This window comes from Vibrio sp. NFR, from assembly GCF_027587095.1.
Lineage (GTDB): Bacteria > Pseudomonadota > Gammaproteobacteria > Enterobacterales > Vibrionaceae > Vibrio > Vibrio harveyi.
Genome location: NZ_JAPPTN010000017.1, coordinates 69448 through 91794, shown reverse-complemented (window position 1 = coordinate 91794; position 22347 = coordinate 69448). Strand labels below are relative to the sequence as shown.

The following is a 22347-nucleotide window of genomic DNA, read 5'->3' as shown; positions in this document are numbered from 1 at the left end:
TGAAAATTCGCTTCCACCACTTTATTTTGTAAGGGAACACTATGTTTGGTACTGCTACTAGCACTCATGCTACCCGTGTATTACTTCTGGGCTCTGGCGAGCTTGGTAAAGAAGTAGCAATTGAATGTCAACGTCTTGGTTTAGAAGTGATCGCGTGTGACCGTTATGCTGACGCACCAGCAATGCAAGTCGCTCATCGCAGCTACGTCATCGATATGCTTGATGGCAAAGCATTAGAAGAAATCATCAAGAAAGAGCAACCTGCTTATGTGGTTCCGGAAATTGAAGCTATCGCAACAGACAAATTAGTTGAGCTAGAAGAAAAAGGCGTGAACGTCGTTCCGACAGCGAAAGCAACTAAGTTGACTATGAACCGCGAGGGCATCCGTCGTCTTGCAGCTGAAGAGCTAAGCTTAACGACTTCTCCTTATCAGTTTGCAGATAACTTTGATAACTTTAAAGCGGCAGTTGAGCACGTTGGTATCCCTTGTGTAGTAAAACCTGTGATGAGTTCGTCTGGTAAAGGACAAAGCGTCATCAAAACAGAACAAGATGTGCAAGCAGCGTGGGAGTACGCGCAAGAAGGCGGTCGTACTGGTGCTGGTCGTGTGATCGTCGAAGGCTTTATTGACTTCGACTATGAAATTACGCTGCTGACAGTACGAGCGAAAGATGGCGTCCATTTCTGCGCACCAATTGGACATCGTCAAGAAGATGGTGACTACCGAGAGTCGTGGCAACCACAAGCAATGTCAGATACTGCGATTAAAGCAGCAGAATACACAGCGGAGAAAGTCGTAAATGCGCTCGGTGGTTACGGCATCTTCGGTGTAGAGCTGTTCGTGAAAGGTGATAAAGTAATTTTCAACGAAGTTTCACCTCGTCCACACGACACTGGCATGGTAACTATGATTTCTCAGGAAATGTCTGAGTTTGCTCTGCATGTTCGTGCGTTCACTGGCATGCCAATCAACAGTATCATTCAATACGGCCCGTCCGCGTCAGCTGTCATCCTAGGGCAAGGTACATCAACAGATATTCGCTTTGATAATCTTGCCAATGCCCTGGCTCAACCACAAACTCAAGTTCGTTTGTTTGGTAAGCCTGAAATCGATGGTCGCCGTCGTTTAGGCGTTGTTCTAACGCGTCGTAAGACTATCGAAGATTCGATTGAAGATGCAGTGAACAGCGCTTCTAAAGTACAGATCGTTTACTGATTTCACTAGTTCGCTCCAAGAAACAAAAAGCGCAGCCCAATTGGCTGCGCTTTTTATTTGTATAAACTCGGTTACCCTATTCACTTTCAATTAAATACACTTCTTCAGAGAAGTGACTCAGACCCTTTTTGGCAATTTTAGGGTGATTATCATCGGCTTGATCTACGTTTAAGCATGTGATCTTATAACCGGAAAATAACTGTTCAATCTCTTCTACAGGAACACTAAAAGGAGGTCCTGCCATCTCTTCTTGCGGGTAGTTCAACGTGACCAACAAGATACGACCGCCAGGATTCAGCAATTGCTTAACACGAGCAGCATATTCTGCTCGCATCTCTTTAGGAAGAGCCACTAACGCAGCACGATCGTAAATGATATCGGCTTTAGATACTGGGGCGGTAAAGAAATCACCCGTATAAATCGACAGCTCATCAAACTGATATAACTCGTGCATACCATTAACAGGCGTTACCGTTGGTGTGTAAAAATGCTCAGCAAAAAACGCTCTTACCGCAATTTGGCTTAGCTCAACGCCCTGAACTTCGTCGTGTTTGGTCGCTAACCAAATCAAATCCTCTGACTTACCACACAGAGGCACCAAAACTTTATCATCACGCTTTGCAGCCGTATGTTGCCAAAATGCAGGCAATAGTGGGTTCACGTCTTCTAGATGAAAACCAATTTGGTTACTGGCCCATTTATTGTGCCAAAATTCTTGATCTCTCATGATTCTTCTACTTGTCGGCTGATAGTGGATTCGAGCTTTGCGCTTCACTTTTGTGGGCTAAGACTAATGATTTTTTCAAATTTGTCTATGCCGTTCATCTTTGGTTAATACTGCAATGTTAGTATGGCTAACGTTCAAGAAGGAACCCTTCCTTGTTCTGATGGTCAGAATAAAGGAAAGCAAAATGGTGATCTAGAACACGATTCCACCATAAGGTTGAAAATCAACCTTGGAATCTATCGTAGAGACCCCATTAACTAGGTAGTACCTGATTTGCGAATCTTAGTGACCTTTTCATTACCCATTTTCTAAGTGCAAGCAAGTTAAGGAGAGTGAATGAGCTTATTTCTACGTACTACGGCATTGATGCTATTAGTACTAAGCCGTGCGCCGGCTTTCGCCGCACTTCCAAATGTCCCGAGTAACGAGCAAGACCGTTCTGCTAGCCAAAACGAAGTTTGCTCAAAATTGTTTAAACATAGCCTTAGTGGTTTGTATGGCATTCAGTCAATCGACTCCAAACCAACACAGCCTTATTCAGATTTCGACGTACTTTACAGCAAAGCGCACCAAGCGCAGTTTGAGCTAGAAACCATCTGTAAGAGTACTGCCCTTCTCACTGACGCACAGCCTTATTTTGCTGGCGTTAAATCTCAGCACCGCGCCGAAGAGAAAATCGCCCACGAACTTGACGGTCAAGTAGAACGTATCACCGACTTAGCCCGTGCAACTATCGTTGCAAATGACGTAGCAAGCTTGGTGTCGGTATATGAAACGTTAGAGCGCGAAACAACCATTGTTAAAGTAAAAAACCGCTTTAAAAAACCAACGGCTTCTGGTTATCGTGATCTCAACTTGTTGGTCCGTTTACCAAAAACCAACCTAATTGCTGAAGTCCAATTGCATCTAAAAGCGATTGCTGATGTAAAAAGTGGTCCGGAGCATGATTTGTACGAGCAAATTCAGAAACTGGAACGTCAAGCTCTGGTTGAAGGTCGTAACCTAAATGATATCGAGATGGCATCAATTCGTAACATGCGTACTCAATCTAAAAACTTGTATCAAGAGGCTTGGCATCCTTACCTAACGACGCACCTAGAAGCAGCCTAAGCAAACAGTATTTTAGAAACTGATTCCCTGAATACTGAAAAACCACCGCAATTGCGGTGGTTTTTATTTGTTCTTTAGTCAGTAATGAAAGCCACAAACAAAAAGACCACGACAAAGCGTGGTCTCATTCCATGTTACATGGCTTACTGGTCGGTCTTTAGGTTCTCTACGCGAGCTTTCAACTTCTGACCCGGGCGGAACGTAACGACACGTCGAGCAGTAATAGGAATATCTTCGCCAGTTTTCGGGTTACGACCAGGTCGTTCATTCTTGTCACGAAGGTCAAAGTTACCAAAACCTGACAGTTTTACCTGTTCGCCACTTTCTAGTGCCTTACGAATCTCTTCAAAGAACACTTCCACCGTTTCCTTGGCGTCCCGTTTACTAAATCCCAATTTATCAAACAGGTTTTCTGCAAGTTCGGCTTTTGTGAGCGCCATAAAACTTTCCTCAAAGCTATGTTAAACAATGCTACCTTAGTGTAGCGCCAGAGCAGTTTTACCCTACCAATTCAACAACATATCGGGGTTACATCAGGAAGTGTATGCCAAGCTTATGATTTTCGCCAACTTTTTTCTTTGCTAATATACGGAATGTTGCACCACGAAGATAGTTTACCCACCACCATTTCCAGATTTTCCTTTAATTCCCTCTCCAATGGCAAAAATATCCAGTTCAAATTACTAGTTTTAAAACTCAAAACAACATTAATCACTATTTAATAAAAATGTCAGATACTGGCTACTTTACAAACAATTGACACAAAACTTCTTACCTTTTCAGTAAGTTGAGTACGTTTGAAAATAGATCTGGTCGGTCCTATTTAGCAGACTTGTTATTCAGATATAGCGTGACACTAGGAGCATGAAAGCTTGAACAGCGACAAAATTCTATTGATTGCTCCATGACGGTTAACTGAAAGGTTGTTACTGTTTATCCCTGTTTTCACCACGCGAAAGAGCCACCATGTTGCACCAAGTCATCAGTATCTTATTTCCCGTCTTTGTCTTGGTTTGCGTAGGTTACTTAGTTGGTCGATGCCTCAAGCCCGATTTTCGCCCAATCAATCGCATCAATATGGATGTGTTTACTCCGGCACTGGTATTTTCTTCTCTTGTCGGTATGCCACTCAACATGGGGCAAGTCCCCTTGCTACTAGCCGCGCTTATTGCTGTCGTAGTACCTGGCATTGTGATGGTTCCCATCGCGAAGTTTTGCGGATTATCATTCAAAGCATGGGCTCCACCACACATGTTTCGAAACAGCGGTAACTTAGCGATACCGCTGTTTACTTACACCTTCGGGGAAATCGCCCTTCCCTCCGCAGTATTGCTTTTTGTCGTTTCAGCATGCCTACATATAAGCCTTGGCGTCATGCTACTGAGTAATGGCAATCCGCTTAAACAAATCGTCAAAATGCCGATCTTCTTATCCGCTTTGCTCGCGTTGCTTATCAACATTTCTGGTATTGGTATTTGGTCTCCTCTTTTTGAAGCGACCACATTACTTGGGCAAGCCGCCGTCCCAGTTATGTTGTTATCATTGGGAGCACAAATGTGCCATTTAAGATGGGATGGTCTTCGAGTGGGTCTTTGGTGCACACTTCAATCACTCGGTACCGGAGCACTCGCCTTTGCCTTAATCTATACCTTGATACCATTGCCAATCATGCAATTACAGATGATGGTGTTGTTTACCATGTTGCCACCAGCTGTAATGAACTACTTGTTTGCTGAACGACTCAATATCGAACCTCTGAACGTTGCTTCTATGGTCTTGTTTGGCAACTTTTTAAGCATTATTACTCTACCGCTGCTACTAACGTTTGCTTTATCACTTGCTTGAACCATGCCTCCACATAATCCATCAACATCAAGCAACGTTTAACAAATCACAACGTAACGCTTCAAATTTGAAATCTAATTTTTAACAATAAATTCACCTTATCTAGCCTTTATACCTCGCTTTTTGAGTGTTTTATCTATTAGCCTGAACCCTCCGCAAATTTACAAAGGAGTTGTAATTTTATGGATAAGACATGCCGTGTGATTTTTCTCGGTGGTGCTCATCACTTAGAGGAAATCACAACAACACTCAACACAATCAAATTTACACCAACAGTGTGCTTTGGCGATGACGAATACGTTCTACTCCCAAAAGGAGTTGGTAATTCACCTAGAAACTTCATTTATGTGCACTCCACTTTGACAGATGAAGAACAAAATGAACTGATTCAATTAATCGAAATTCCGATGAAAAATAAATAGAGGCTTAATGGAGGACAGATAATGTACGAAGTTATTTTTATTGGCGGTGAGAGCCATGGTGAAAATATTTCCCTCAACTCTCTACCCTTAACGGTAGATAAAAATGGAGAAAAATATTCTTTATTTGGCTTAACAGACCCTAACTATGACAAACCTTACAAAATATACTGTACGAAGTATTCAATCGCAGAACGGTATATTCCTCAAATTGTTAAAGTCGAATTTATTGGTGGTCATTGGGATCGAGAATTTGAACACAGAATTCTGGGGTGGATACCTACAAGGGTGAACCGAACTCGTGAGGTCCTCGATAATCTAATAACCAATTCCTATGAATTAGTCACTCAGTTTTCCGACGGGAAGACCGTCCACGCATACGCCTCTGAAGATGTTCCAGAAGTATTTTTAAATGAAAGAATGCAAGCATTGCTCAAAGGAGATTGAAGCAAACTTTATCGCTGACATTGTTTATTTAACAAATTCGCAATCTAAATTTTACGACTAAATTAACCATGTCTCTTTTTTGAGTCTCGCTTTTTGAGCAATTTATCGATTAGCCTAAAATCTCTCAACACTTGCAACGGAGTTGTAATTATATGGATAAAGAGTGCCTTGTAATTTTTCTAGGTGGCTATGAACACTTAGCAAAAGTTGTAACTACGCTTGATGCCATCAAATTCTCTTCAACAATAAAATTTGGCAATGATGAATATACCCTCATGCCAAATGGATATGGAAATACACCTCGAATCTTCTTTTATGTACACACTGAACTGAGTGAAGACATCATTAGAGAAATGAAAAATATGGTGAAACTTTCTATTGATAAAAAATGGTTTGAAATTGGTGGTGAATAATGGCGTTAGAAGTATTTATTGATATTTGTGGAGTCTCAGCAACAACACGAGAGATAGACAGGGAATGGGTAACCGGACTCGTTAACAGAGCAAAAGACCGCAAATCTAAGGTATGGGTGTCTGTGATTGTCCGAGATTTGAAGCAAGATATTAACATTCGGCTTGCATGCGGTAGTGCACCAAGAATAGCAACAACCACAAACAGCCCAAGACGAAAGCCGCTAACCCAGCTCGAAAGTAAGCTGACGGATCTCTGGTCTATGTTCCGGTGCGAAGGTGGGAACGTTAACGTTCAGGGCGTATGTGATTTTATCCGCTACCTCGAAGGGTGTCAGAGACGTGAGAGTGATGAAAAGCTAAAAAAGGATAAGCAGTGGCATTAATTATTTCCATTGATTGCTGTGGAGTAGTCATTGATTCATTAGAGAGCAACTCGAAAACCATAAACGCTATTGTGACGAAAGCTCAAGAACAAGGACAAAAAGTGTGGCTACGTATATGCCTAAAAGATGTATCGCAGAACATCGATATTGAACTTTGCTGTGGAGAACCGCCGTCTAACTCTGTGCCACCAGCAGCTAAAAGGGGCTCACTCATAGAGAAGAATATTAAAAAACTTTGGTTAGAACTTGGTTGCGCGGGTGAACAAGTGAATGCACAGAAGATCTCTGCATTTTTACTGTATTTTCAAAGCTATATTAATCAGTCCTAGAGAGTAGAACCTGCAAGCACGAACTACCTATCAAGTTAACGTTTAAGAAAGGCGCTGGTGTTCTTCAGTTATCGATTAAGCTGTGGCACTGCGCTTTTAAACAGATGACCTAGAGAAACCTTTTAATGGTAGAGGCATATCAAAAACAAAAGATTGAATGATAGACTAACGTCAAACAACTAACGTTTTTGCTTTGCAACTCTATGACATCAATTATTCAAATCAGCGACTGCCATTTAAGTGACGATTCAAGCTTTGAGAATCTACGTAGCGCGCTTCTTTATGCTCAAAAAGATTCATCATGCGATACCCTTTTGCTCACAGGCGATCTTTGTTGCAACCCCAAACCGGGTGATTACCGTGTACTACTAAGTTTCCTAGAAAAGCACATTCGCGATAAGAAAATATTCGCAATTGCAGGCAACCATGATGACACCAAATTGATGAAGCGGGAACTGGTCGGTAGCTCTATTAACGTAGTGAATAAAGCCAAAATTCATAACCGTGACATGCTGTTCTTAGATTCGAGTGCTAAACCTTTGGATAAGCGCCACCCTTTAGGCTCTGGTCGTGTCGATAACCGTGGGCTAGCACGCTTCAATAAACAACTTCGCCATGCGATCAATCCGATTGTTGTTATCCATCACCCTATTATTCCCGTAGGCTCGGATTGGATACAAGCCATTTGCTTGGAAAACGATGCAAGCTTACATGCGCTTTTGGCTAAGTACCGGGTTCAAGATGTTATTTGCGGGCATGGTCATGATGCACTGACTGTAACGCGTCAAGAAGTCACTCAACATATGGCACCCGCTACTGCTTACGGTTTTGACCACAGTATTGACGAATACAACCGCAATACAAAGATTGGCGTGAATAAGATTCACCTCGAAGATGAGAGGATGAAGGTAGAGACAGTTTGGCTCTAGTTATTCCCTATTTCCTATCTCCTATCTCCTATCTCTCAAGATATAAAAAAACCCTGCCAAACTGGCAGGGTTTCCATTTCTTAAGAAGATACGTTACATGAGATTAGTCACGTAGAGACGCACCAAACTTCTCAGAAACGTGAGCAACGATAGCGTCAACCGCACCAGCGATATCTGCATCTTCCAGAGTACGCTCAAGTGACTGTAGAGTCAGAGCGATTGCTAGGCTCTTCTTACCTTCTTCAACGCCTTTACCTACGTAAACGTCGAACAGCTTCGCATCTTTAAGGAACTCGCCACCTTGCTCTAGACAAGCGTTAACGATATCACCAGATGCAACAGCTTCATCCACGACTACCGCGATATCACGACGGTTTGAAGGGAATTTAGAAAGTGCTACCGCTTCTGGGATCACTTTGCTGTTGATTGCAGACCATTCGATTTCGAAGACGATAGTACGACCATTTAGACCGAACTTACGCTCAAGTTCTGGGTGAACAGTACCGATCACACCCACTTCTTTGCCATCTACGATGATTGCCGCAGATTGACCTGGGTGAAGTGCTGGGTGCTTAGCTGCAGCGAAAGAGTACGCTTTTTCGTTAGCAGATAGCTCTAGAATTGCTTCTAGATCGCCTTTAAGGTCGAAGAAATCAACAGTGTTAGTTTCGATATCCCAATGCTCTTCACCGCGAGTACCTGCGATAACACCGGCAAGCATTGGCTCTTGGCGCATACCGTTTTCTGCAGATTCACATGGGATGAAACGTAGACCATATTCAAATAGACGAACGCGTGGCTGTTGACGCTTCTGGTTGTGAACAACCGTGTTCAGCAGACCTTGGATAAGACCAAGACGCATTGCTGACATGTCTGCAGAAATTGGGTTTGGAAGCACTAGAGGCTCAACACCAGGTACAACTAGCTTTTGTTGCTCAGGCTCAACGAAGCTGTATGTGATTGCTTCGTGGTAACCACGGTCAACAAGAAGATCACGAACGCGTTTCAGTGGAAGATCCGCTTCAACGTGGTTGTGCATCTTAAGTGCTGCTGCTGGGTGTTGGTTAGGAATGTTGTCGTAACCGTAGATACGACCAACTTCTTCAATCAGGTCTTGCTCGATAGCGATATCGAAACGCCATGTTGGTGCTACTGCCACCCAACCTTCTTCAGAAGCTTCAACTGTCAAACCTAGGCGCTCTAGGATTTCTACCACGTCAGCATCAGCGATGTGGTGACCTAATAGGTTGTCTAGCTTAGTACGACGTAGAGCAACTTTGTTTGGCTTAGGTAGGTCTGCTTCAGACTCTACAGCAACAACAGGTGCGACTTCACCGCCACAGATCTCAACAAGAAGCTGAGTTGCGCGCTCCATTGCGCTCACTTGTAGTGCGTAATCCACACCACGTTCAAAACGCATTGAAGAATCAGTGTGAAGACCGTAACTACGTGCGCGACCACGGATGTGGTCAGGTGCAAAGAATGCACACTCTAGTAGAACGTCTTTAGTTTCCGTTGTTACACCAGACTCTTCACCACCAAAGATACCTGCGATTGCAAGTGCTTTGTTGTGGTCAGCAACAACTAGTGTATCTGCGTTTAGTTCTGCTTCGCTACCGTCAAGAAGTGTTAGCTTCTCTCCTTGCTCAGCCATACGAACTACGATGCCACCTTCGATCTTCGCTAGATCGAATGCGTGCATTGGTTGACCTTGCTCTAAAAGAACGTAGTTAGTGATGTCTACTACAGGGTCGATAGAGCGAATACCACAACGACGCAGCTTCTCTTGCATCCATAGTGGCGTTTCAGCTTGAACGTTTACGTTCTTAACAACGCGACCTAGGTAACGTGGACACGCAGCTGGCGCTTTCACTTCGATAGACACTTTATCTTCGATTGAAGCTGCTACTGCTTCTACTGATGGCTCAGTTACGTCAGCGCGGTTTAGTACGCCAACTTCGCGAGCTAGACCACGAATGCTGAAACAGTCAGCGCGGTTTGCTGTTAGGTCTACGTCTACTGTTACGTCGTCTAGACCTAGGAATTCACGGAAATCGGTACCGATTACTGCGTCTTCTGCTAGCTCCATGATGCCATCTGACTCAACATCGATACCTAGTTCAGTGAACGAACAAAGCATGCCGTGAGATGGTTGACCACGTAGTTTTGCTTTTTTGATTTTAAAATCGCCTGGAAGAACAGCACCAACCGTTGCTACTGCTACTTTCAGACCTTGGCGACAGTTGTGTGCGCCACAAACGATGTCTAGAAGCTCTTCTTCACCCACGTCTACTTTAGTAACGCGCAGTTTGTCTGCATCTGGGTGTTGACCACATTCAACAACGTGACCAACTTTAACGCCGTTGAACGAACCTGCTACAGGTAGCACGTCATCAACTTCTAGACCCGCCATTGTAATTTGGTGAGTTAGTTCGTCAGTGGTAATCGAAGGACTAACCCACTCACGAAGCCATGATTCGCTGAATTTCATAGTGATTTATCCCCTGGATTACTTGAACTGTTTTAGGAAACGAAGATCGTTCTCGAAGAACGCACGTAGGTCGTTCACGCCGTAACGAAGCATTGTTAGACGCTCAACACCCATACCGAATGCGAAACCAGAGTATTTTTCAGGATCAATGCCTACGCTACGTAGTACGTTCGGGTGAACCATACCGCAGCCTAGTACTTCTAGCCATTTACCGTTTTTACCTTTCACATCAACTTCAGCTGAAGGCTCAGTGAACGGGAAGTAAGATGGACGGAAACGTACTTCCACTTCCTCTTCGAAGAAGTTGCATAGGAAATCGTGCAGGATGCCTTTCAGCTGTGCGAAGTTTACGTTCTCATCAACCAGCATGCCTTCCACTTGGTGGAACATTGGCGTGTGCGTTTGGTCGTAGTCATTACGGTATACACGACCAGGTGCGATGAAACGGAATGGTGGTTTGCCATTTTCCATCGTACGGATCTGTACGCCTGACGTGTGAGTACGAAGCATCAAATCTGGGTTGAAGAAGAAAGTATCATGGTCAGTACGCGCTGGGTGATCAGCTGCGATGTTTAGTGCATCAAAGTTGTGGAATGCATCTTCGATTTCTGGACCAGACTCAGTGTTAAAGCCAAGTTCACCAAAGAACTTCTCAATACGCTCTACAGTACGAGTAACTGGGTGTAGACCACCGTTCTCGATACGACGACCTGGTAATGTTACGTCGATCGTTTCTGCCGCTAGCTTCGCTTCAAGCTCTGCACGTTGTAGTGCGTCTTTACGAGCTGCGATAGCTTGCTGAACCACGCCTTTCGCTTTGTTGATCTCTTGACCCGCTTCACGGCGTTCTTCTGGTGGTAGTTTACCTAGGCTTTGAAGTTGAGCAGTTAGCTCACCTTTTTTACCTAGATACTGAACACGCACTTCATCAAGTACGACTAGCGATTCTGCAGCTTCAATTGCTGCACTCGCGTTAGCAATGATCTCTTCTAGATGTTGCATCGTTTCCTCATCTACCTATTGGTAGTATCCATAAGGGAGTGATTGGTTTTTTGATAGCTGTACATAGTAGCCAAACCCGCCACCAAGGCCAAATTGAATTATGAAAAGAAGAGGTTATTGAATAAAAAGAACACAAAAACGTAAAAAAAGCAGCGTTGTCTAGGAATAACGCCCATTTTATCGAGGTTGTTTTTGCATAAGAAGCCAAAGAAAGTCACTGGTTTTGTTCTTATCAAGCGAGAAGAGAAGACCGTTTTCTTTGGCGATTAAATATGAGAAGCAGTCTAGTTTAAAGGCGTCAGTTTTTGTACGGTTTGAACTCGGTTTTTACCGTTTTGTTTTGCCAAGTAAACGCTCTCATCGGCAACTCGAATTAAATCCGTGTAGGTTTCCATATTGTCTCGACGCTCTGCGACACCAACACTGATGCTCCCTCGCCAAGGTTCGAACGAAGTAGGAACAAGCATATGGGAAACCTGTTTTCTCACCGCCTCTGCCACATGCAAACCACCCTCTAATCCGGTATCTGGGCAAATTACGAAAAACTCATCGCCGCCTAAACGACACACAATGTCATCACTGCGGAAGTAGTGCTTCAATGCTTGCGCGAGTTCGGTTAGGACTAAGTCCCCTGCTTCATGGCCGCAGGTATCATTCACTTGTTTGAAGTAATCGGCATCGATCATGATACAAACCAAAGGCAGGTCTTTGGCGTCCTCATCCTTCCACAATTTCTTAAGCGTTTTTATCGCGCTTCTACGATTCGGTAACTGGGTTAATGAGTCGGTTAAGGACAAGGCTTCTAGCTGTTTATTTGCATTCGATAACTGCTTCGTCCTTTCATCCACCTTTTCCTCTAGAACTAGGTTCAGCTTGAGTAGCTCACGATTTCGCTCGGAGACTTGTGAAAACAGAGCATTTAGCGCATCCAACAATGGCGCAGTGGATGCGTTGGCTTGCTTTTCTTGTTCAGCATACGCCGCCCTCGGTGACATCCCAGATTGAATGGCAGCCACTTGCTTAGACATATTTTGATCAATACCAAGAATGTGGTAAGCCAACCAATGAATGAGGAAATCCAATAACTGCTCAGCAGCGCGTTTATTGGCATCACTGATAAAGCTCTGCATACTGATGATGTCGCTCATAAATGCGCGGTGTACTTGGATATGTTTTTCTAGGTGCTCTGGGTGGATCTCGACCTCTCGCATCAAGTTCTCTTCTTCTTTGAAGTGGAACTCGGCATAGCGAGACAGTTCAAATAATGCTACTTGAATGTCCGTGAGAGTGATGCTGTTTTGCGCCAAAAGTTCGCCGTACTTGTTGATAAATCCAACAAGATATTGGTGCTGTTCATCGACTTCTTCGATGCCTGTTTCAAAATAAGTGTCCCAGCGAAATGAATTCAACGTTACTACCCCTAAGTAAAACCGGAGGGTTTTGTTAGTTGCTTATCGCATCGCTATCAAAACCACAACAAACATAAGGAATAGTAACGATAAATCTTCCTTACGGCTCTAGCAGCCAGTCAAAATAATGACATGGATCTCTTTGCCTTAGAATTTTCGATTTACTTATCTCCCGCACTAAAAATAGTACTGGATAGATAGCTCGATAAAATCATCGTCTCTTGCGAAATACAAGAGGTCCGTTGGCGTATCATTTTTAAACAACCAAGCATCAATTTGCCACTTAAAATGATTTGAAATGCGGCTGGAAGCCTCAAGTTTTGCGTTGTACACATCGGTATTATCGAGATCTTGCGTGATACCAGTTAGGATTTCGGTGCCATCTTCATCATTAAACGCTAAGCGAACACCTGCAAAGACATCATTTTGACCAATGTTCTGCGCGTTGTTACCACGGCTATCATATAAATACTCACCGATAAGACCCACATCCCATACCGTTTCAAAAGCCCCCACTATCGTGTATTCAAATCCGGTAACAACACCGACATGATTATCAAAACTATCACGATAAACACTTTCAAGTTTCCATAACCAATCTCCCACGATTCCCTGCACATCCAGTCCAACATGACTCATCAATGCGTAGTAAGGTTTTAGCTCGCCTTGCTCGAATCGAAAATACGGGTCACGGTTCGTTCCATAGACATAGCTCAAGCCGAGATCCCAATCGCCAAACATTTGTGCATACCGCAACGCGACATCTACATGCTTTTCTTCTCGACTCGATTCGTACAACGCATCATCGGAGACAACAGGATCGAACCTCAAACGCCCATCTTTACCCGCGAATGTTCGTTCACGAAAATAAGGCAAGATCATCACATCCAGCGTTCCCCACTCTTTGATGGACGTAAAATGCACCATGGGTTGTCCCAATTTATCTTCGCCATCGACCGCTTCTACCGCATCAATTTGGTTTACAACATCCACTAAGTGCGCAGATTCTGTTACCCCCCAAAACACCTTGCTGATACCAACACGAAGTTCATAGTCATCCCAATAGGTTAAATACAAGGCTTCTCGAATATCAGCATGCGTACGTTCATCATCCATGCTGTCCCAACGATAAAAAGGCGTAAAGGTGAAACTCGCATCACCATCTTGAAGATCCCAGTAGAGCTCTGGTTGCAACACTAGCGATGTTTGCCCTTTGCTCTGCCCTTGAGCACCGGCAGAGAAAAATTGTCGATGCTCGAAGTTAACCTGACCAGCCAATTCAGCGCCAAGCAAAGACGAAGAACAAAGCACAGCCATAATGCTAGCCAAGACTCGGCCAGCAGCGATTGCCCTAATCATTCAACCTCCCTACTTAACACGCTTGAGGATGTTTTTGTTGAAGTCGTTATCTTTAAGACCGGTCTGAAACGTCAATTCACTGGTTGTCAGTTCTGTACTCTTGCCCGTTTGGTGATTCGTCATTGCCATAGTGTGGGCACGCCAGTATTGATTCAGATACTGTTTGTAATCAGAAAACTCTAACGTCTTTAACAACGCGCCTTTGCGGTCATAAAATTCTACTTTCAGAGGACGATAATGTGCTTGATCTAGCCAAACCACCTGCTTGGTGTAACCGGAGTTTTTATCTGTCGGGATTTGCTCTAATACAAACGTCTGTTGGTCATTCATCGTTTCATCTTTAAGGTAATTGAAACGGTACTTTTCAATCTCGAATGAGCTCAGGTCTTCATAAGCAAACTCACTGCCCATAAATGGACCAGATTTATTGCGTGAAGCGATACGTTTTACGCGTTTGAGCGCGGGTAGATAGAGCCATTGGTCGTCAGCGCCCACCGTGTGTGAATGATTAAGAAATGCGGTTCCTTTAACATCTCGTGGTTCATCAAAGATAGTTAGCCCTTTATCGCCATCATCAGCGACCTCCAGTGATTTTAGGCGCATCAAGCGAGTACTACTTTCTCCTTGAGCATTGCGAAGTATCATTTGCATGGTGGCAACAGAATCTCCCCAGCCTTGGTCACGCGCTTTGCGCTCTTGTGCAATTTCCAACCCTTTAGCTTCGTCAGCCCAAGTGAGAGGAGCCATTAACAGAGAAATCGATAATGTAACGACATTCAGAGGTTTGCTAAATAACTTCATCATATAGTCCTTGTCTTGTTTTCCTTGAGGGCACTGTTCAATCACAACGATGCCGTAATGTTTTTCTTCGCTTGTATTTCTGGCGTTTTAGTCTTTGTTTGCTCGACATATGCTGCTTTATCAAAACGCATGAGTAGCGTTGGCAAGAATAAAAAGTCTACGACCAAGGCGATAAAGATCACGATCGCACTAAGCTGCCCCATATCTGCATTTAAGCGGAAGCTCGACATAGCCAATACTGAGAAACCTGCTACCAATACGACGGTAGTGATCCACAGTGCACGACCAACAGTGTGGAAGGCATAACGAACGGCCTGTTCAGCATTTTGTCCTTCTTTTCGTGCTCTTTGATATTTCGAAAGGAAATGAACCGCGTCGTCGACCACAATGCCAAGCGTCAAGGTCACCACGACTGACAGTCCTAGATTGATTTCACCGGAGATCAGCGCCCAAAGACCGAAACCAAGCACGGCCGGGGCAATATTTGGAACCAAGCTGATGAGACCAAGCCTTAGCGAACGCAGCGCAAAGATGAGTAATGCAGAGATCAAAACTAATGTAATTGGTAACGTAGAGAGCATACTTGCCATATTGGTCTCACCAATGTGAGCAAACATCAATGATGGACTCGATGCGACCACATCATATTGCGGTGCATTGTCGGCAAACCACGCGTAGATTCGGTTCTCAAGGTCAACTAATTCAACACTCCCTAAATTATCGACGGTTAACACCATTTTGATCGAAGATTTATCAACATTAATCTGATTATTAAGATCTAAGCCGTACGGCAAAGACATCTCATAGAGTAGAAGGTATTGCGCCGCCAATTCTCTATCTTGTGGTAGTAAGTAGTAACGCTCATCATCAGCGTGCATGTTTTTATTGAGGCGTTTATATACATCCGCGAGCGTTGCAACATGATCTGTCTCAGGTTGTTCGCGAAGCCAATCGGTAAAGTTGCCTATAGCGGTAAGAAAAACAGGATCAGCAATCCCTTGCGACTCATTGGTTTTGATGGCAATGCTGAGATTGGTCATGCCGCTGATACGTGCTTCCATAAAATCGGCAGCTTGACGAAAATCACTGCGATTATCGAAATACTTTACGGATTCATCATTGACTCGATTTAACGGTATCAAGCTTGCACTCACTGCAATAACGATCACTGATATTGGCAGTAACACGTTACGACGTAAAACGACAAAATCTCCTAGCTTGTCCATGAAGTCGGTCCCGCTCTGTGAGGCAGGTTGCTTAACTGAGACTGGTAATAGTGTGAGTAACGCTGGAAGCAGCGTCACTGATAGAAAACAGGCAATCATCACCCCTAATGCCGATAAGTTACCAAAATCTCGCAGCACAGGAGAATCCGACATATTCATCATCAGAAATCCAATTGCGGTTGTAACTGACGTGATTAGGATGGGCATAAAGTTAAGAGAGATACTGCGCTCTATCGAATGTGCCTTACTAAAGCCGTTTTGCATCGACTGGCGCATAGTTGCAATAACATGCACGCAGTCCGCTACAGCCAATGTCATGACCAAGGTTGGCACATTAACCGTCGCAGTGCTTAAAAACATACCAGCCCAACCAGACAACCCCATCGTTGCTATCACCGAGCCAATAATCACAATAAGAGTCGCGACAACACTTAAGAATGAACGCAGCATGATGGTTAAGAACAACAAAATAACCAACAGCATCGTTGGTACTAAGGTAGCGCTATCCTCTTGTGCTGCGGTCATGAAGGCATAGTTCATGGCGATAATACCAGCTTTATGAAACTCAACATTTGGATAGTTTTGCTGATACTGCGCCAGCATCTGATTAATGTGAGCCATCACCTCTTGGACTTCCGCTGTTTTATCAACCTCCGGCAATTGAACGGTGATATTCACGACAGTGACATCGCCTTTTGCAGAGATCAGCGCATTTTTTAACACTGGCTCTGTTAGTGCGATATTTTTTACTTTCGCAATTCGCTCTGGAGTCAACTCATGCTCTTCGTAAAGCAGGTCTTCGACCAAGAGATCATCTTCAACCGCTTCCGTGTGCTGGTAATTAGCCAGAGAGTCTACTCGGCTCGAATACGGCACTTGCCACGAATCCACTGTTAAGTTTTGTATGAGTTTCAGGATCTCAGGAGTAAACACCTCTCTGCTATCAGGAGCGATCACGATAGCAAGATTGTCTGTTTTGGCGAAGGTGGTTTGAATTTCGTCGAAAGCTAATAACTGCTTATTGCTGCCATCGAAAAAGATATTATAGTCGCCCCGAAAATAGAGATTCTTTGCTCCGATCGTTGCGATAATAACGAGTAATACTGTTGCCAGCAGAACCCAAAGACTGTACTTGGTTGGTATTTTCCCCCATTGACCGGGGCTTGCTTGTTGAGCTTGGTGGTGTTTCATCACACTCTCCCTTTGTGACGTTTCGTCAAAAAACGGAGTTAAAAAAGCAGCTTACGCTGTTCTCTAATTCCAGATGCGTTAATAACGCAGTTTTGGCACTCTAGGGATTAAAAATCCTGATACCAAAACAATCGTTATTGACGATCCGTCAAATAGTGTGACTTAAAAACCAATCGAATAACCGATTGGTTTATACCCTACTCAGCGATTGACTGAATCAAGGTAAGCAATTTCTTCGCTAAATAGTTCCTGCTCAACTCGACGCCAGGTTTTGCGGTAATCCCAATCTGTTGAGAGAGGTAACCACCCTAATCCATCAAGTAACATATTCGCATTGTGTAATACCGAAAACGGGTCTTGCAAACGCTGAATACATCGACTGTTAGATGCATTTTGCGCCAAAGCATTAGAACCAAACGCAATCGACCAATTGGCAAAAACAATCGCATCAGCACCAACAGCAGGAGAGAATTTTAAATCTCCAATTTCCACGGCGTGGTTTACTAATGCGTCCGCTCCAGATATTACTTCTTCTTCCAGCTTGTTCAATTCATTCAGTCGAGCGGGTGAAGCTTTCTCTATCACCCAAGGAGTTTTGGCGACAATAGCGCAAGTCGACAATACGGGTTCCATACGGGCGTAAATACGATACCCAACATGCATTGCAATGATCTTTTCACGCGTGTTGCCATCAAAATTTGCCGTACGCTCAAAAAACACCGCCTCACTTTTCAGTGAGTGTATACAAAGTGCAAGGATCACATCTTCTTTGCTGCAAAAATGGTTATAGATGGTCCCTTTTGAATACGGACTGGTAGCCGTTAGCTTATCCATGGTGAGATTAGCAAAGCCTTGTTCTTGCACTAAAGATTTAGCCAGTTGAACTAATTCGACCTCGCGATCAGCGATCGCCTGCTGTTTCTTAGTCAAACCAGAAGCAATTCGGCCTCCCTCTTGCTTGTCATCTTTGTTGCAACCAAAGTTAAACATACTTCCTCGTCCCGTATCCCTGTGTAACTCAAATGAATTGTAACACGAATATGGTTTGCAGAAACGCCACCACATTTCTGACGAATCGTCATAATTGACACTTCGTCATATTAGTTCATTAAATAAACATTTCAAGAGTGAATCTATAAATCACTAAAAATAACTAGAAGCTATATCGAAAGGCTTGGTTTATCCCCAGCCGAAGCGATAGCGTAGCGAATGTCATCAATGAAGTTGACTTCTGTTTGTACAATACCATCAGAAAACGTTACAGGCTGATGCGGACCTGCTATAAGCAAAACATTGGTAAAGTCTGACACATTAAAGTTCTCTGCAACGACGTTTTTAGAATGAAAATCTAACACGGTTTTCGCCATCTGCTCTTCTAAGATAAGTAGCTGTTCTTCCGTGATTTTCATTCGCGATAGCGCTACACGTACACACTTCTCATGTGTAGTCGTTTGTTCTTTAAGGATCTCGGTGTACTTCTCGTTAAGTTTAGAGTTTTCTGCATAGCTGTAATAAAGCGGACCGTGAAGCGTGATGTTGTTATCTTCGTCCACATAAACCAAATCAAGCAGCTCTAGAGCACCAAGGTAGTCAGACATGCTTTGCTTTGAGAGATCATACTTTTTCATAAGAATGGTGTAGCCATCCTTCCCCCTCAGCATTCGAAGTTCTCGATAAAAATCGTAAAGATGCGGAAACTGGAAAAAGACTTCATCCTGCGTACGACTGAAATAGTCCTGATCCTCAGCTTGTAGCTGATTTGCCAGCTTTTGAAGCTCATCGAGGGTACAATCCACAGCTCGACAATACTCAAGTAGCTTATCAAGACCTAGGTTAGTGCTAGTTAAATGACGTTTAAAAGTGGACAACGGCATGCCCATTTTCTCAGATAACTCTCGATATGTTAGCCCTTTGGTTTTGATCGCTTGTCGTAATGCGGCTAACAAGTACTCGGGAGTGAGTTCTCTCATCTACAATTCCTTATGGCAATGTTACAACTGAATGGTATTTGTAACAATTTAGAACCAATTGGCAAGCCATAAGTTCATATTTTTATAAGAAAACAGTGAATTAATATACCCAACATCACATTTAGATGAGCAATACCGCCACCAGAAATGCATTCAGTTTCATTATATCTAATCAATTAAACACATCATAAATACGGTATAACATCCATAGCCCGTCGCATTTCATGCTGATTTATGGAAACTACTCGAATACTTTCGACTTTGAAAGACGTTCATTTTTAGAATGATCACATTAAAACGCACACGCCAAAAAACTGCATATATATGCAACAAAATAGTTCTATTTCTTAAGGCTGAACTTTCTCTGCCACATTCTGTTCAGTGTCAACTATATGGGAGCGCAAAAAACGTAAATGGATAATAGAAATCCCAACGATGATGAGTGGAACATAGATACTCGTTATTGAGTTTGCGATGTAGATCAGAGTCATTTTAAGTTTACCGACAACGCCAACTGAATGAGACCAGCCCTCTGTATTCCCGTCTGAAAAAATACCAAAAGCAAGGTAATACAACATCAGATACAACAGAATAGATTCTTTCCATTGCCCTTCATTCAAATGCCCGACAGCACTCCAAGATACAAATAATGACAAGAATAAAAGAACAAGTAGACCTAAGAAGTCGATAGGAAAAGACAACATGGTCACGAGTAAATTACCTTTAGCTGCTAGCGTCGCTACCAGTAAGCACACGCAGAACGTCACAATTGCATTATTTAAAACTGTATCACGCATAAATTCGCCTCCTTTTTTAGGAGGCGAATTATGAGATAAAAACAGCCATTGACGCTTAGTTAAAAATGGAGAAACGAGCTACCTCTAACGATTTCATCTTTATTGCACATAAGTTTGCAACACGCTGTGCAAAATCATACTTTATTAAACGAGCTTTACTGCCGTACCAAAGGCAAGAATCTCTGATGAACCGTCCACAATCGAACTGGTGGTAAAACGAATACCGACAACAGCATCTGCTCCTAGGTTCGCGGCATCCTCTACCATTCGTTGAATAGCGATATTTCGGGCTTCAGTCATCATTTCGGTGTAGCCACGAATCTCACCACCAACAATGCTTTTTAAGCCAGCCATGAAATCACGCCCAATGTGCTTTGACTGAACCACATTGCCCGTCACGACCCCTTTTATCTCCGCAATTTCACGCCCTGGAATCGTCTCGGTTGTTGAATAAATCATGTTATACCTCAGCAAGATAATTAGATAACTCAATTAAGTTACCATCTGGGTCTCTAATGTAAACCGATAGGATGTTACCAATTGCACCTGTCCGTTGAACAGGACCATCAATAACCTCGACAGAATGGGAGTCTAAATGGAAGAGCACATTTGCAATTGGTGTATCACATACAAAACATAAATCAGCACTCCCAGAAGCTACTTGACTTGCCTTAGGTTCAAATTCATTGCCAAGCTGATGCAAATTGATCTTCTGCCTTCCATACACAAGTGCAACACGCCCCTCACCAAAGGTGATGCTTTCCATACCAAGCACTCGCTCATAAAAATCCACCGTGGTTGCAATGTCTTTTACTGTTAAAACCAAATGGTCTAATCGATTTATTTTCATCCCTACCTCTTATTACAACGCCTCGCTTGAGATTACTGCCTCTATTTCTATTGCCAAATCAGCATGGATCAAGGCACTTACTTCCACCAGCGAACACGCCGGCAAGTAGCCCTCATAGAAATCAAATAGTACTGAACGAATCGCCGCGAGTTGACTCATATCAGTAATAAACACAGTCAACTTCACCAGATCACGCTTCTCTCGTTGCTCTTCAGCCAGTATTTGCGATAGATAAGATAAAACTGTCTTTGTTTGATCTACTAGCCCCTCAGCTTGGCTCGAAGAGCCTAACGCAGTCAACCCTGAAACATATAAGGTCTCACAGTGTCTAGTAGCATGAACATAAGGACCTGAAACCTGTGGCAAAAATTCATAACTGATTCGTTGAACCATACATTCCTTCCCTAGCGGTTAAGTTTTCGTTTGTTCAGTTGCTCTTTCTAGTCGTGGAGCAACGCCATAGTTCCCTTAATGATGTCCTCTAACGGCTGCGCCTTGGTGTCTTTCCTAGCTCTTTTGCTCGTTATGCCGATAAACCCTACCACAGATTAATAACAAAATGATTTAGCAAGCACTGAGATGGAAGTGAGAAGTGAGAAGTGAGAAGTGAGAAGTGAGAAGTGAGAAGTGAGAAGTGAGAAGTGAGAAGTGAGAAGTGAGAAGTGAGAAGTGAGAAGTGAGAAAACTTACGGATAACAAAACAAAAAGCAATAAAAAAGGAGAGCTAATGCTCTCCTTCTCTTAATCCTAAACTGCTAATTAAAGAGCAGCTTTCGCTTTTTCAACTAGAACAGCAAATGCTGCTTTGTCGAATACTGCGATGTCCGCTAGGATCTTACGGTCGATCTCGATAGATGCTTTCTTAAGACCGTTGATGAAACGGCTGTAAGATAGACCATTTTGACGAGATGCCGCGTTGATACGTGCAATCCATAGTTGACGGAATTGACGTTTCTTAGCGCGACGGTCACGGTAAGCGTATTGACCAGCTTTAGTAACTGCTTGGAAAGCTACGCGGTAAACACGTGAACGTGCACCGTAGTAACCTTTAGCTTGTTTTAGAACTTTCTTATGACGTGCACGAGCTTGTACACCACGTTTTACGCGAGGCATTATGCTTCTCCTAAACTAAACGATTGATAACTAAAAAGAATTAAGCGTATGGCATCATACGAACAACTGCAGCCACTTCACAACGAGGAAGGATTGAGTTTGGACGTAGTTGACGCTTGTTCTTAGTAGTACGCTTAGTCAGGATGTGACGTTTTGTAGCGTGCTTGTACTTAATACCACCAGCAGTTTTCTTAAAACGCTTAGCAGCACCTTTGTTGGTTTTCATCTTAGGCATGATGAATAACTCCGCATTGAGTAGGTTTAATAAACAACGTAATTAGGGCGAACAAAACCCAGCCGCTATACCTTTTATTAGAAG

The 22347-nt window shown here is 43.4% G+C and carries 25 protein-coding genes; 9 read left to right on the top strand and 16 right to left on the bottom strand.

From position 1 onward, the window contains the following. Positions 1-41: 41 nt before the first annotated feature. A complete protein-coding gene (purT, locus tag OH463_RS23865) occupies positions 42-1217 on the top strand; it encodes a formate-dependent phosphoribosylglycinamide formyltransferase (protein ID WP_042606220.1) in 1176 nt (391 codons plus the stop codon). A 76-nt stretch (positions 1218-1293) separates the two neighbouring features. Here purT and OH463_RS23860 read toward each other — a convergent pair whose 3' ends face one another. Next, positions 1294-1944: a thiopurine S-methyltransferase gene (locus OH463_RS23860; RefSeq protein WP_042606219.1), complete on the bottom strand. Its 651-nt coding sequence runs from the start codon at positions 1942-1944 to the stop codon at positions 1294-1296. A 336-nt stretch (positions 1945-2280) separates the two neighbouring features. Between OH463_RS23860 and OH463_RS23855 the strand changes: the two genes are divergently transcribed. Further along, complete coding sequence (locus OH463_RS23855; RefSeq protein ID WP_005445543.1) at positions 2281-3054, top strand: phosphoribosylglycinamide formyltransferase; 774 nt, start codon at positions 2281-2283, stop codon at positions 3052-3054. 143 nt (positions 3055-3197) lie between these two features. Here the strand turns inward: OH463_RS23855 and ihfA are convergent, their stop codons facing one another. After that, a complete protein-coding gene (gene ihfA, locus OH463_RS23850) occupies positions 3198-3494 on the bottom strand; it encodes an integration host factor subunit alpha (RefSeq protein ID WP_005445544.1) in 297 nt (98 codons plus the stop codon). A gap of 526 nt (positions 3495-4020) precedes the next feature. On the opposite strand from ihfA, the gene OH463_RS23845 reads away from it, so the two are divergent. From OH463_RS23845 to OH463_RS23815, 7 genes are all read left to right on the top strand, one after another. Continuing rightward, entirely contained in the window at positions 4021-4899 is an 879-nt protein-coding gene (locus tag OH463_RS23845; RefSeq protein ID WP_017818000.1) for an AEC family transporter, read from the top strand. A gap of 182 nt (positions 4900-5081) precedes the next feature. Then, positions 5082-5321, top strand: a complete 240-nt coding sequence (locus tag OH463_RS23840) for a hypothetical protein (protein ID WP_009697363.1) — start codon at positions 5082-5084, stop codon at positions 5319-5321. 21 nt (positions 5322-5342) lie between these two features. Then, positions 5343-5765: a hypothetical protein gene (locus OH463_RS23835; RefSeq protein ID WP_017817999.1), complete on the top strand. Its 423-nt coding sequence runs from the start codon at positions 5343-5345 to the stop codon at positions 5763-5765. A gap of 152 nt (positions 5766-5917) precedes the next feature. Next, positions 5918-6178, top strand: coding sequence for a hypothetical protein (locus OH463_RS23830; protein ID WP_005445548.1), 261 nt, complete (start codon positions 5918-5920; stop codon positions 6176-6178). Beyond that, positions 6178-6561, top strand: coding sequence for a hypothetical protein (locus OH463_RS23825; RefSeq protein ID WP_017817997.1), 384 nt, complete (start codon positions 6178-6180; stop codon positions 6559-6561). The genes OH463_RS23830 and OH463_RS23825 overlap by 1 nt, the downstream gene beginning before the upstream one ends. Then, a complete protein-coding gene (locus tag OH463_RS23820) occupies positions 6552-6890 on the top strand; it encodes a hypothetical protein (protein WP_029791121.1) in 339 nt (112 codons plus the stop codon). The genes OH463_RS23825 and OH463_RS23820 overlap by 10 nt, the downstream gene beginning before the upstream one ends. A 203-nt stretch (positions 6891-7093) precedes the next feature. Then, positions 7094-7819 (top strand): metallophosphoesterase family protein, encoded by a 726-nt coding sequence (locus OH463_RS23815; RefSeq protein WP_017817995.1) that lies wholly within the window; start codon positions 7094-7096, stop codon positions 7817-7819. A 103-nt stretch (positions 7820-7922) separates the two neighbouring features. On the opposite strand, the gene pheT is transcribed toward OH463_RS23815, so the two are convergent. The 14 genes from pheT to rpmI all read right to left on the bottom strand — a co-directional run bounded on the left by pheT (position 7923) and on the right by rpmI (position 22263). After that, on the bottom strand, positions 7923-10310 hold the full coding sequence (gene pheT / locus OH463_RS23810) for a phenylalanine--tRNA ligase subunit beta (protein ID WP_049535856.1): 2388 nt from the start codon (positions 10308-10310) through the stop codon (positions 7923-7925). Positions 10311-10328: 18 nt separating this feature from the next. Beyond that, the gene (gene pheS, locus OH463_RS23805; RefSeq protein WP_005439802.1) at positions 10329-11312 is read right to left on the bottom strand and encodes a phenylalanine--tRNA ligase subunit alpha; all 984 of its coding nucleotides are present in this window, start codon (positions 11310-11312) and stop codon (positions 10329-10331) included. Positions 11313-11596: 284 nt separating this feature from the next. Further along, positions 11597-12721 carry a GGDEF domain-containing protein gene (locus tag OH463_RS23800; protein ID WP_009697359.1) on the bottom strand — a complete coding sequence of 375 codons (1125 nt, stop codon included), beginning with the start codon at positions 12719-12721 and terminating at the stop codon, positions 11597-11599. A 177-nt stretch (positions 12722-12898) separates the two neighbouring features. After that, positions 12899-14080, bottom strand: a complete 1182-nt coding sequence (locus OH463_RS23795) for a hypothetical protein (protein WP_269992857.1) — start codon at positions 14078-14080, stop codon at positions 12899-12901. Positions 14081-14089: 9 nt separating this feature from the next. Continuing rightward, complete coding sequence (locus OH463_RS23790) at positions 14090-14881, bottom strand: outer membrane lipoprotein-sorting protein (protein ID WP_009703828.1); 792 nt, start codon at positions 14879-14881, stop codon at positions 14090-14092. Positions 14882-14922: 41 nt separating this feature from the next. Beyond that, positions 14923-17298: an efflux RND transporter permease subunit gene (locus tag OH463_RS23785; protein WP_269992855.1), complete on the bottom strand. Its 2376-nt coding sequence runs from the start codon at positions 17296-17298 to the stop codon at positions 14923-14925. Between the two features lie 201 nt (positions 17299-17499). Further along, on the bottom strand, positions 17500-18288 hold the full coding sequence (locus OH463_RS23780) for a TetR/AcrR family transcriptional regulator (RefSeq protein ID WP_269992853.1): 789 nt from the start codon (positions 18286-18288) through the stop codon (positions 17500-17502). A gap of 170 nt (positions 18289-18458) precedes the next feature. Then, positions 18459-19268, bottom strand: coding sequence for a helix-turn-helix domain-containing protein (locus OH463_RS23775; protein ID WP_005445576.1), 810 nt, complete (start codon positions 19266-19268; stop codon positions 18459-18461). 347 nt (positions 19269-19615) lie between these two features. Further along, positions 19616-20065, bottom strand: a complete 450-nt coding sequence (locus tag OH463_RS23770) for a hypothetical protein (RefSeq protein ID WP_050932775.1) — start codon at positions 20063-20065, stop codon at positions 19616-19618. 144 nt (positions 20066-20209) lie between these two features. After that, entirely contained in the window at positions 20210-20524 is a 315-nt protein-coding gene (locus OH463_RS23765) for a heavy metal-binding domain-containing protein (protein ID WP_005443150.1), read from the bottom strand. 1 nt (position 20525) lies between these two features. Then, complete coding sequence (locus OH463_RS23760) at positions 20526-20915, bottom strand: VOC family protein (protein ID WP_069218040.1); 390 nt, start codon at positions 20913-20915, stop codon at positions 20526-20528. 12 nt (positions 20916-20927) lie between these two features. Continuing rightward, entirely contained in the window at positions 20928-21308 is a 381-nt protein-coding gene (locus OH463_RS23755) for a RidA family protein (RefSeq protein WP_017190336.1), read from the bottom strand. Positions 21309-21674: 366 nt separating this feature from the next. Beyond that, the gene (rplT, locus tag OH463_RS23750; RefSeq protein ID WP_004727974.1) at positions 21675-22028 is read right to left on the bottom strand and encodes a 50S ribosomal protein L20; all 354 of its coding nucleotides are present in this window, start codon (positions 22026-22028) and stop codon (positions 21675-21677) included. 40 nt (positions 22029-22068) lie between these two features. Next, a complete protein-coding gene (gene rpmI, locus OH463_RS23745; protein WP_005445589.1) occupies positions 22069-22263 on the bottom strand; it encodes a 50S ribosomal protein L35 in 195 nt (64 codons plus the stop codon). Between the last annotated feature and the right edge of the window lie 84 nt (positions 22264-22347).